The sequence below is a fragment of the Desulfocurvus sp. genome (assembly GCF_023230885.1).
Classification (GTDB): Bacteria; Desulfobacterota; Desulfovibrionia; order Desulfovibrionales; family Desulfovibrionaceae; genus Desulfocurvus.
Genome location: NZ_JALNWM010000115.1, coordinates 1 through 10,772, shown reverse-complemented (window position 1 = coordinate 10,772; position 10,772 = coordinate 1). Strand labels below are relative to the sequence as shown.

The following is a 10,772-nucleotide window of genomic DNA, read 5'->3' as shown; positions in this document are numbered from 1 at the left end:
GATGCTCGTGGCCGGGCGCCCGGCCCGGCCCGGGGGCGAGGCCGTCACCGAGACAACCTTCTCCTTTGCCGTGCCCGGCCCGGGCCAGTGCGAGCTGCGTCTGCTGGAAAGCGCCACCCGGGCCAGCGCCCGGCTGCTGGCCGAGCATCCGGACAAGGCCGCCGAGCTGCTGCTGGCCCTGCGCGCGGGGGGCTGGCCCGGGGAGCGGGTGCGCCTCTTCGCCCCGGCGCCCCTGCCCGCCCCGGCCCGGGCCGGAGCGCTGGCCGCCCTGCTGCGCGCCGCCGGAGCCCGGCCCAGGCTGTCGCGCCGGGTCTGAGCCCGCAACGCCCCGGCCCCGGGGCCCATCCCCGCAGGCCGCCGGGCCGGGCTGCGCCCGCGTCCCGCGCCTTGAGTTTCGCGCCCCGGGGTGCTATGGCGCCCGGGATGCCCCGCTCCGGGGCCCACCTCAAGCCCACGGTCCCATGCGCCACCCCGACAGCCCGCCCATCGCACCCGACGCACCCTGGCTCGCGCCCCTGGCCGGATTCTCGGACCTGCCCTTCCGCCTGCTGTGCCGCGAGCACGGCGCCGCGGTGGCCGTGACCGAGATGGTCAGCGCCAAGGGCCTGTGCCACGACAGCCCCGGCACCGACGACCTGCTGGCCACCACCCCCGCCGACGCGCCCCTGGTGGTGCAGCTCTTCGGCTCGGAGCCGCAGTATATCGAACGGGCCATGACCGCGCTGCTGGAGCGGGGCTTCCGCTGGTTCGACCTCAACGCGGGCTGCCCGGTGCGCAAGGTGGTCAAGACCGGGGCCGGGGCCGCCCTGCACAACACCCCCGACCTGCTGGTGGACATCGCCGGGCGCATGGCCGCCCTGGCCGGGCCGGGCCGGTGCGGGGTCAAGCTGCGCCGGGGCTGGGCCGCCGGGCAGGACAACTACCTGGAGCTGGGCAGGCGCCTGGCCGACGCGGGCACGGCCTGGCTGGCCCTGCACCCGCGCCACGCCCGCCAGGGCTACGGCGGCGAGGCCGACTGGTCGTGCCTTGCGGCCCTGGTCCGGGCCGTGGACGTGCCGGTCCTGGCCAGCGGCGACCTGTTCACCCCCGAGGCCGGGGTGCGCTGCCTGCGCGAAACCGGCGCGGCCGGGGTCATGTTCGCCCGGGGCGCGCTGCACGGGCCGTCCATCTTCGCGCGGCACTCGGCCCTGCTGGCCGGACGCGAGCTGCCCGCCCCCTCCCCGGCGGAGCTGGCGGCGGTCATCCGCAGGCACGCGGCCCTGGCCCGCGAGCACCTGCGCGAGCGCCACGCCCTCCTGCAGATGCGCACCATCGTTCCGCGCTATGTGCGCCACATGCCCGGCTCGCGCGCCCTGCGCGCCCGGCTGGTCCACTGCCGGACCTGGGAGGAGCTGGACGGGCTGGTCTGCGCTTTTCTCCTGGACAGGCCCCAGCAATAGTTCCATATTCAGCAGATTGGCATTCTCAACCCCGGAAGAATCCGCATGCACGTCAAACTCGCCGAAACCGCCGGCTTCTGCATGGGCGTCAGCCTGGCCCTCAAGCGGCTGGACTCCCTGCTGGAAAACGCCCCCGACGGGCCCATCTGCACCCTCGGGCCGATCATCCACAACCCCCAGGTGCTCGAGATGTACGCCCGGCGCGGCGTGCGGCGTATCGAAGGCCCGGGCGAGGCGCCGCCCTGCTCCACGGTGGTCATCCGCGCCCACGGGGTTCCCGTCGGCGTGGAGCGCGCCCTGGAGGCCCACGGGGTGCAGGTCGTGGACGCGACCTGCCCCAAGGTGAAAAAGGCCCAGCTGCTCATCGAACGCCAGACCCAGCACGGACGCACGCTGCTGCTCTACGGCGAGGAGAACCACCCCGAGGTGCAGGGCCTGTTGTCCTACGCCTCCACCGAGGCGCTGGTCTTCGGCGGCCTGGAGGAGCTGGAGGGCCAGCTGGAGCCCGGACGCGACTACGTCCTGGCCGCCCAGACCACCCAGGACCAGGAGGTTTTCCAGCGCATCCGGGACTACGTCCGGGCGCACGCGACGCACGCGGTGCCCGTGCTGGACACCATCTGCGACGCGACCCGCGTGCGCCAGGAGGAAGCCATCGCCATCGCCCGCACGGTGGACCGCATGGTGGTGGTCGGCGGCTATGAGAGCGGCAACACCCGCCGCCTGGCCAAGGTCGTCAGCCAGCAGGGCGTGCCCTGCGTGCATGTGGAGACCGCCGCCGAGCTGGACCCCGCCGATTTCGCGGGTTGCCGGACTGTCGGCTTGACAGCGGGCGCCTCCACCCATGATAAGACGATAGAGGAAGTACGCGCCCTGCTCACGGCGCTCTAACCGCACCGCGCGACCGCCCCAAGGCCGCACCGGAGGCTCCATGTCCCAGACCAACATTCTCCTCGAAGCCGGAACCAACGAGCTGGAAATCGTCGAATTCTACATCGACGAGGTGTCCCCCTCCGGGGCCTCGTACCAGGGGTATTACGGCGTCAACGTGGCCAAGGTCCTGGAGATCATCCGCAAGCCCAAGATCACCGAGATGCCCGAGGTCAACCACCCCTCGGTGCTCGGCGCCTTCAACCAGCGCTCGCACATCATCCCCCTGGTGGACCTGGCCATGTGGCTCGGCAAGAACCGCACCGAGGCCGACTCGCCCAAGGTCGTGGTCACCGAGTTCAACCAGGTGACCACGGCGTTCCTGGTCTCCGGGGTCACGCGCATCCACCGCATCAGCTGGGAGGCCGTGGAGCAGCCCAACCGCTACGTCTCCTCCCTGTCCAACAACTCCATCACCGGCGTGGTCAAGCTCGAAGGCCGCATCGTCTTCATCCTCGACCTGGAGAAGATCGTGGCCGACCTGAACCCCAGCCTCGGCCTGCGCCTGGACGAGAACATCGACTGGTCCCCCGGCCAGGGCTACCGCGCCCTGGTGGCCGACGACTCGGCCCTGGTGCGCGAGATGCTCAAGGACCTGCTGCAAAAGGCCGGCTTCAGCGTGGAGACCGTGGTCAACGGCCGCATGGCCTGGGAGCGCCTGGAGCGCATCCGCGACACGGCCCAGCGCGAGGACCGGCCCCTGTGGGACTACGTCAACGTCCTGGTGTCGGACATCGAGATGCCCAGCATGGACGGCCACAACCTCACCGTGCGCGTGCGCCAGGACCCGATGCTCAAGAAGCTGCCGGTGATCCTGTTCTCCTCGCTGATCACCGACAAGCTGCGCCACAAGGGCGAATCCGTGGGTGCCGACGAGCAGGTCTCCAAGCCCGAGGTCTCCCGGCTGGCCCTGCGCGCGCGCCAGATCATCGAGGAGCGCATGGGCGCCGAGGCTCGGGGCTGAGGCCGCCCCGCCGCGCGCCGCTTCCGCCGCCATGCGCATCGCACTGATCCAGGCCAACCCCACGGTGGGCGACCTGCGCGGCAATGCCGCCCTGGTGGCCGACGGCGTGCGCGCCGCTGCCGCCCAGGGGGCGGACCTGTGCCTGACGCCCGAGCTGGCCCTGCTCGGCTACCCCCCGCGCGACCTGCTCCTGGCGCCGTCCTTCGCGACGGCCGCCGAGGAGCGCCTGACGGCCCTGGCCCGGGAGCTGGCCGACCAGCCGCCCGTGCTGGTGGGCACGGCCTGGGCCAACGCCGCCGGGCCCGGGCGCCCGCTGCGCAACGGCGCGGCGCTGCTGCGCGCCGGGCGCGTGGAGGCCCGCTTCGCCAAGACCCTGCTGCCCACCTACGATGTCTTCGACGAGGACCGCTACTTCGAGCCCGGGCCCGGCCCGGGCTGCTTCGACCTGTGCGGGCGCCGCGTGGGAGTGACCATCTGCGAGGACATGTGGAACGACTCCCAGTTCTGGGAGCACCGCCGCTACCCCGGCGACCCCATGCAGGCCGTGGCCGCCCTGGGCGCCGACGTGGCAGTCAACCTTTCGGCCTCGCCCTTCACCCTGGGCAAGCAGCGGGTGCGCCAGCGGATGCTCGGGCACCTGGCCGCCAAATACCGCCTGCCCGTGGTCTACGCCAACCAGGTCGGCGGCAACGACGACCTGGTCTTCGCCGGGCGCAGCATGGCCTTCGGGCCCGACGGCGCCCTGCTCGCCCGCGCCCGGGCCTTCGACACGGACCTGCTGGTGGTCGACCTGGACGGCACAGGCGCACCGCAGGCCGCAGGCCGGGTGGAGAGCGACGACTTCGGCCCCGAAAGCGAGACCTGGCGCGCCCTGGTGCTGGGCACGCGCGACTACGCGCGCAAATGCGGCTTCTCGCGGGTGCTGCTCGGCCTGTCCGGCGGCATCGACTCGGCCCTGACGGCCGCCGTGGCCGCCCAGGCCCTGGGGCCGCAAAACGTCCTTGGCGTGCTCATGCCCTCGCCGTGGTCCAGCCCGGGCAGCGTGGACGACTCCCTGGCCCTGGCCCGCAACCTCGGCATCGAGACCCTGACCCTGCCCATCGCCCCGCTCATGGCCGCCTTCGACGCGGCCCTGGCCCCGGCCTTCGCGGGGGCGGCCCCCGACGTGACCGAGGAGAACATCCAGGCCCGCATCCGGGGCAACCTGCTCATGGCCCTGTCCAACAAGCGCCGGGCCCTGCTGCTGACCACGGGCAACAAATCCGAGCTGGCCGTGGGCTACTGCACCATCTACGGCGACATGTCCGGCGGGCTGGCCGTCATTTCCGACGTGCCCAAGACCCTGGTCTTCGCCCTGTGCCGCTGGCTCAACGCCAGCCAGGGCCGCGAGGTCGTGCCCGAGGCCGTCATCGCCAAGCCGCCCTCGGCGGAGCTGCGCCCCGGCCAGAAGGACGAGGACTCCCTGCCGCCCTACGCTGTGCTGGACCCGATCCTGGAAGGATTGGTGGAACGCCGCCAGAGCCCCGACGAGGTCGCGGCCCGGGGCTTCGATCCGGCCCTGGTCCGCCGCGTGGCCGCCCTGGTGGCCGGGGCGGAATTCAAGCGCCGCCAGGCCGCCCCGGGGCTGAAGATCACCGACCGCGCCTTCGGCACCGGCTGGCGCATGCCCCTGGCCTGCCGCCTGCGGCCCTGATCCCGCCGCCCCTTGCGCCGCCCGTGGCGCCGCCCCTCAGCGCAGGACCTTGATGCTCCGCGTGCGGCGGCTCCAGGTGAAGGCCACGCCCTGCATGGGCTCCTCCAGGCGCAGGGCCGCCCCGCCCATCTTGATCACCACCCCCGGGTGCGCCGTGCCGCGCACGGTGATCCGCGCGGCCTCCACGGTCTCGATCAGCGTGCGCGCCAGCTCGGCCAGGGCCCGGCCCACGGCGTCCACCCTCGCCCGGAGCGCCTGGCGCATTTCCACGGCCTGGTCCAGGGTCCGGCGCCGGGCCGGGGTCAGGGCCGCGATGCGCTCGGGCGTCAGCTTGGCCAGCCCGGCGTCGATCTGGGCCAGTCGCCGCTTGAGCGCGCGCTTCTCGTCCACCAACGGCTTGGCCTCCGGCGCGTCCTGCGACAGGACCAGCACCGTGGCCACCCCCATGACCGAGCCCGCCTCGCCGGCCTCGATGCCCCGCCCGGCCACCACCGTGCCGCCCATGATCCGCCCGCCCGTGTCGGTCAGGCGCACCATGCCCCCGGCGCGGACCATGAACCCGGCGTGGACGTTGCTGTGGGCGATGTAGCGCGCCACCAGCACGTCGCCCCCGGCGGTGATGCGCGCGTTCTGGGCGAACAGGGCGCGCACCGAGCCGCCGACCACAAGTCCGGGGCCCTCGGCCCCAGGCGCGGGCCCCTCGCCGGACATGGCGATGCCCCCGCGCACCACAAGGTCGCCCCCGCACGATATCGCCGCGTCCTCCACCGTGCCGTCCACCAGCACGCTGTGCGGCGCCTGCACGGCAAACCCCGAGCCCACGCCGCCGCGCACATGCACCGACCCCTGGCGCACGCGCACATGCCCCGTGGCCAGGTCCACATTGCCGGGAATCACCAGCAGATCGGAAATCTCCAGCAGGTTGCGCAGGTGCAAAACAACCCCGGTAAGGGTGGCGCGCAGCAGGGCGCCGTCGCCGGGGTCGGGCTCCACCCCCCGGCCCAGGCGCAGCCCCAGGGGGCGCCCGTGGCGTGCGGGGACCTCCGCCCCGAACACGTCGACCCCCGGCTCGCCGGGGGTGGGCGGATGCAGCCGCGCGATCTCCTGCCCGGCCTCGACCACGGGGCTGAATCCGCGCTCGCGGTAGTCCAGGCGGCCCTGGGAATCCAGCCGCCCCAGGGCGTTGCGTTCTTCGAGCAGCATCTCCAGGCGCTCGTTCTCGCCGTGGCGCGGCGCGCGCCCCGAAGCCAGCGCCACCCCGGGCACGGCGCGGCCCGTGGCCCAGGCATCCTCCAGCGCCCGGGTGGCCGCGTCCAGGTCGATGCCCTGGACGACCCCCAGCCGCTCCAGCTCCTGCTCCACGCGGCTCAGGGTCATCCGCGCCCCCGCCGCGTCGAAACCGTGCAGGGTGGCCTCGACGCGCAGGCGGTCTTCGGAGATTTCCAGCAGCGGCGCCACGCGCACGGCGCCGTCCGCCACCCGCACCATGCCCGCCACCTCCGCGACGAGAACGCCGTCGGCCCCGAGGCGGCAGCCCGCGCCGGGCCCCGGGGCCAGGTCGACGGGCGCCGGGGCCTCCGGCGGGGCCAGCGGCGCCCCGGTCAGGTCGCGCCCGGGCCGGGCCTCGCGGGCCGGATGCAGCCGGGCGAAGGCCATCCCCGGCGTCACCGGGCGGCCCAGGTCCACCAGCGCCTCGAGCATGGCGTCGCGCGCCGCCACGGGCTTAACGCCCCGGGCCAGGACCACGCCGCGCGGATCGCCCCCCGAAGCCAGCAGCTCCACCGCCCGCTCCACTGCCCGGGGGTCCAGCTCCGCCGAGACCCCGGCCCGGCGCGCGGCCCGGCGCAAGGCCGGGCCGTCCACGGGCCGCCCCCGCCCCCGCGCCGGGGTGTGGCAGCTCACGGCAAGGGCCATGCGGTCCGCCGACAGCGCCACGCCGACCAGGGCGTCGCCCTCGTCCGGCTCCGCGTCGGCGGGCTCGCCGGCCTGCGACGCCCCGGCGGCATCAGACAATGCGGGCCGCCCGGAGCGTCCGGGCCGCTCGGGATGTTCGGGCGGACAGGTTGGCAGGGGCAGAAGGCGCTTGAAGACCATGATACACCCACCGGCGGGCTGTTCCCGCGTCCCCAGCGCGATTGCCAAGGGACGCAAGGGGATGGAGTCGATCCATCCTGGTGGTAACACCCCCGGCACGGGCCTGCAAAGGGAAAACCGGGCTCCGCCCCGGGGCGGCCCGCCCGGCGCCCGGGCTCAGCCCGCGGCCAGCGCGGCGGCGTGGGCGCTGGCCCAGGCCCAGTGGAGGTTGTAGCCGCCAAGCTGCCCGGTCACGTCCTGAACCTCGCCCAGGAAGTACAGGCCGGGAACATGACGGGCGGTCATGGTCCGGGAGCAGAGTCCGGCGGTGTCCACCCCCCCGGCGGTGACCTCGGCCCTGGCCCAGCCTTCGCTGCGCGTGGGCAGGACGGTCCAGGCGTTCAGGGCCTGGGCCAGGGCGCGCAGTTGCGGGGCCGCGAGATCGGCCAGGGGGGTGTCGGCCAGGGCGCCGGGCAGGCGCGCGGCCAGGCGCGCGGGCAGGTGCGCGGCCAGGAAATTGCGCACCAGGGTCCGGCCCCGGCCCCTGGCGGCGCGGGCGGCGGCCAGCAGCGCGGCGGCGTCGCGCCCGGGCAGCAGGTCGATGGTCAGGGCCTCCGCGCGCCGCCAAAAGGAGGATATCTGCAAAATCACCGGCCCGGAGAGGCCTTTGTGCGTGAAGAGCAGGTCGCCGGCGAAGGCCGCGCCCGCGCAGGCCGCGCGCACGGGCAGGGCCACCCCGGCGAGGTCGGCGTAGGGCCAGTGGCCGCAGACCAGGGGCACCAGGGCCGGGCGCGGCGGCACCACGCGCAACCCCAGGGCCGCGGCGACCTCGAAGCCCAGCCCCGAGGCGCCGACCCCGGGCCAGGACAGCCCGCCCGTGGCCACGGCCACGGCCCGGGCGCCCAGGACGCCGCGCCCGGTGGCCACGGAAAACCCGTCGCCCTCGCGCTGGACGGCGCGCACGGGAACGCCCAGGTCCAGGCGGACCCCGGCGGCCGCGCAATCAGCCTCCAGGGCGCGGACCACGGCCGCCGCGCCCTGGGCGCAGAACAGCTGCCCCGGGGCCTTCTCCTCGTAGCCCAGGCCGTGGTCGCCCAGCCAGGCCACGGCGTCCCAGGGCGTGAAGCGCGCCAGGGCCGAACGCGTGAAGTGCGGATTGGCGCACAGGTAGCGCTCGGGGCCCATGTCCAGGTTGGTGAAATTGCAGCGCCCGCCGCCGCTGACGCGCACCTTGCGCGCGGGGGCGCTCCCGTGGTCCAGCACCAGCACCGCCAGCCCGCGCCGCGCGGCCCGCGCGGCGAAGAACAGCCCCGAGGCCCCGGCCCCGGCCACGATCACGTCCCAGGCGCTCATGGCCGGGCCCCTCCCGGAGCGCCCGCGGCGCAGGGCTCCTGGCCCGCAAGGGGACGGGCCGCGCTCACGCCAGCCCCCAGGCCCGCTCCAGGGCCGCGCGGCTGCGCGCCAGCAGGTCCAGGTAGGCCAGCTCCATGTCCAGCATCTCGCGGTCGTCCTTGCGCAGCCATTCCGAAAGCCAGGCCAGGCGCACGGCCAGCAGCAGCGGATGCAGCCAGGGCGCGTTGTCCGCGCGCAGCACCCCGCCTTCGCGCAGTCCGGCCAGCAGGGCCGCGCACAGGCCCCGGCCCAGGGCCGAGGGATCCTCGCTGCCCACGCAGCCCAGCAGGTTGGCGGCGTCGTAGAGGTCGGGCCCCCGGCCGGTGAACTCCCAGTCCACCACCGCCGCCAGCCCCTGGCCGCGCCAGATGACGTTCAGGGGATGAAAATCGCCGTGGGCCAGGCCCTGCGGCAGGTCGGGCCAGGCTTCGAACAACGGCGCCAGGGCGGCCAGGACCGGATCCAGGGCCGCGCCCAGGGCCGGGCGGGTGCGCCCCAGGGTGGCGCGCAGGGCGCGGGCGAAAGCGGGCAGGTCCGCCGCCGGGACGGCGTGGGCCAGGGCCGGGGCGCTGGCGGCGCGCATGGCGCCCAGGAAGCGCGCCAGGGCCGCGCCGCGCCCCGGGTCCTCCACATAGGCCGGGCGGGGCAGCGGATCGCCAGGGACAAAGGGCGCGACCTGCCAATGGCTCCCCCCGGCCACGGCCACATGGCCCCCGGCCCGCGCAGGCAGCCAGGCGGGAACCCCCTCCAGCCCGGCGGCGGCCAGCGCCCGCTGCACGCGGGCCACGGTCTCGCGGCGGGCCCGCTGCCCGGGGAGCAGACGTTCCAGGACCCACAGCCCGCCCCGGGCGTCCTGGACGGCCGCGCGCAGGGCGCAGCGCTCGGGGCTGGCGGGCAGGGGCAGGTCGGGGCGCAGGCGCGCAAGGTCCAGGCCGAAGGCGTCCAGGGCCTCGGCGGCCCAGGGTGGCGCAGCCGGGGCGGCGGGTGCGGCCCCGGGAGGGATGACGTGTGGCATGGCGCCCTCATAGCAGAGCAGGCCCCGGCGGGGAAGCGCCGCGCCGGGAGCCCGGCGGGAAACCGCACCCCCCCGGCGCGCGCTGCCTCTAAGGGCCAGGAAGGATCAGCAATTGTGCCATACCGCATCGCCCGGGCGCGCGCCGCCCCCGGCCCCGGGCGGACAGGGGGAAACTCCCGGCCCACGGGCCCTTACCGCCCGCGCCCACGGCTTGACGCCGCCGCGCCAAGGGGTAGAGTGCCGCCATCCGTCCACCCCCTGCCATCCACGGAAGGACCATGCCTTCGCTCCCCTCCCCGTCCCACGCGGGCATCGCCGCCGGGCTGTCCGCGTTCCTCATCTGGGGCCTGTTGCCCATGTACTGGAAGGCCCTGGCCGCCGTCGCGCCCCTGGAGCTGCTCTGCCACCGCATCGTGTGGTCCCTGGTCTTCCTGGCGCTATTGGTCACCCTGCGGCGCGGCTGGCCCGGGGTGGCCCATGCCCTGCGCTCGCGGCGCGACGTGCTGCTGCTGGCCCTGTCCAGCGTGCTGGTTTCGGGCAACTGGTTCCTGTACATCTGGGCGGTGAACAACGGCCATGTGGTGGAGTCCAGCCTGGGCTACTACATCAACCCGCTGGTCAACGTGCTGCTGGGGTTCGTGGTCTTCCGCGACCGGCTGCGCCGGGTGCAGACGGTGGCCATCCTGCTGGCTGCGGCGGGGGTGCTGAACATGGTCTGGCACTTCGGGCGGGCGCCCTGGCTGGCCCTGGCCCTTGCGGGCAGCTTCGGGCTCTACGGGCTGGTGCGCAAGGTGGCCGCCGTGGAATCCATCAACGGCCTGTTCTTCGAGACCCTGGTGCTGACCCTGCCCGCCTCGGCCTACCTCTGGCTGCTCGAGGCCGAGGGCACGGGCGCCCTGGGGCACCTGGGCTGGAGCACGGACCTGCTCCTGGCCGGGGCCGGAGTGGTCACGGCCACGCCTCTGGTGCTTTTCGCCTTCGCGGCGCGCCGGTTGCGGCTGGCCACGGTGGGCGTGCTGCAATACCTCGCGCCCACGGGCATGTTCCTGCTCGGGGTCTTCGTCTACCGCGAGCCCTTCAGCCCCGCGCACATGGTCACCTTCCTGCTCATTTGGGCCGGAGTGGCGCTGTACACCGCCGACGGCCTGCGCAGCCTGCGCCCTGCGCGCGGCGGGGCGCCGCGCCAGGACTGAGCACGGCCCCGGGCCGGAGCGCGTGCGGGCCGCCCGCCGCCTGCCCGGACCGCGCGCCCAGCCCGCAGGCCCG

General features: G+C 74.8%; 9 protein-coding genes. 6 read left to right on the top strand and 3 right to left on the bottom strand.

Features of this window, described 5'->3' with window-relative positions; translation table 11 throughout:
* The 5 genes from M0P34_RS09450 to M0P34_RS09430 form a co-directional block, all read left to right on the top strand.
* Positions 1–316, top strand: a 316-nt coding sequence (locus M0P34_RS09450; protein ID WP_291498668.1) for a hypothetical protein, incomplete at its 5' end; no start/stop codon positions are given.
* Positions 317–461: 145 nt separating this feature from the next.
* Complete coding sequence (locus tag M0P34_RS09445) at positions 462–1,439, top strand: tRNA-dihydrouridine synthase family protein (RefSeq protein WP_291498667.1); 978 nt, start codon at positions 462–464, stop codon at positions 1,437–1,439.
* A 45-nt stretch (positions 1,440–1,484) separates the two neighbouring features.
* Entirely contained in the window at positions 1,485–2,330 is an 846-nt protein-coding gene (gene ispH / locus M0P34_RS09440) for a 4-hydroxy-3-methylbut-2-enyl diphosphate reductase (protein WP_291498666.1), read from the top strand.
* A 40-nt stretch (positions 2,331–2,370) separates the two neighbouring features.
* Positions 2,371–3,333 carry a chemotaxis protein gene (locus tag M0P34_RS09435; RefSeq protein WP_291498665.1) on the top strand — a complete coding sequence of 321 codons (963 nt, stop codon included), beginning with the start codon at positions 2,371–2,373 and terminating at the stop codon, positions 3,331–3,333.
* Positions 3,334–3,364: 31 nt separating this feature from the next.
* Positions 3,365–5,026 carry an NAD+ synthase gene (locus M0P34_RS09430; protein WP_291498664.1) on the top strand — a complete coding sequence of 554 codons (1,662 nt, stop codon included), beginning with the start codon at positions 3,365–3,367 and terminating at the stop codon, positions 5,024–5,026.
* Between the two features lie 36 nt (positions 5,027–5,062).
* Here the strand turns inward: M0P34_RS09430 and M0P34_RS09425 are convergent, their stop codons facing one another.
* The 3 genes from M0P34_RS09425 to M0P34_RS09415 form a co-directional block, all read right to left on the bottom strand.
* A complete protein-coding gene (locus M0P34_RS09425; protein WP_291498663.1) occupies positions 5,063–7,039 on the bottom strand; it encodes a FapA family protein in 1,977 nt (658 codons plus the stop codon).
* Between the two features lie 237 nt (positions 7,040–7,276).
* Positions 7,277–8,452 carry an aminoacetone oxidase family FAD-binding enzyme gene (locus M0P34_RS09420; protein WP_291498662.1) on the bottom strand — a complete coding sequence of 392 codons (1,176 nt, stop codon included), beginning with the start codon at positions 8,450–8,452 and terminating at the stop codon, positions 7,277–7,279.
* A gap of 64 nt (positions 8,453–8,516) precedes the next feature.
* Positions 8,517–9,506 (bottom strand): phosphotransferase, encoded by a 990-nt coding sequence (locus M0P34_RS09415; protein WP_291498661.1) that lies wholly within the window; start codon positions 9,504–9,506, stop codon positions 8,517–8,519.
* 278 nt (positions 9,507–9,784) lie between these two features.
* Here M0P34_RS09415 and rarD point away from each other — a divergent pair, with 278 nt between their 5' ends.
* On the top strand, positions 9,785–10,699 hold the full coding sequence (gene rarD, locus M0P34_RS09410) for an EamA family transporter RarD (RefSeq protein WP_291498660.1): 915 nt from the start codon (positions 9,785–9,787) through the stop codon (positions 10,697–10,699).
* Positions 10,700–10,772: the final 73 nt, after the last annotated feature.

What these genes read in the sequence shown, in the direction of transcription:
- M0P34_RS09445 (WP_291498667.1), top strand. Translation starts at nt 462, where the DNA reads ATGCGCCACCCCGACAGCCCGCCCATCGCACCCGACGCACCCTGGCTC.
- ispH (WP_291498666.1), top strand. Translation starts at nt 1,485, where the DNA reads ATGCACGTCAAACTCGCCGAAACCGCCGGCTTCTGCATGGGCGTCAGC.
- M0P34_RS09435 (WP_291498665.1), top strand. Translation starts at nt 2,371, where the DNA reads ATGTCCCAGACCAACATTCTCCTCGAAGCCGGAACCAACGAGCTGGAA.
- M0P34_RS09430 (WP_291498664.1), top strand. Translation starts at nt 3,365, where the DNA reads ATGCGCATCGCACTGATCCAGGCCAACCCCACGGTGGGCGACCTGCGC.
- M0P34_RS09420 (WP_291498662.1), bottom strand. Translation starts at nt 8,452, where the DNA reads ATGAGCGCCTGGGACGTGATCGTGGCCGGGGCCGGGGCCTCGGGGCTG.
- M0P34_RS09415 (WP_291498661.1), bottom strand. Translation starts at nt 9,506, where the DNA reads ATGCCACACGTCATCCCTCCCGGGGCCGCACCCGCCGCCCCGGCTGCG.
- rarD (WP_291498660.1), top strand. Translation starts at nt 9,785, where the DNA reads ATGCCTTCGCTCCCCTCCCCGTCCCACGCGGGCATCGCCGCCGGGCTG.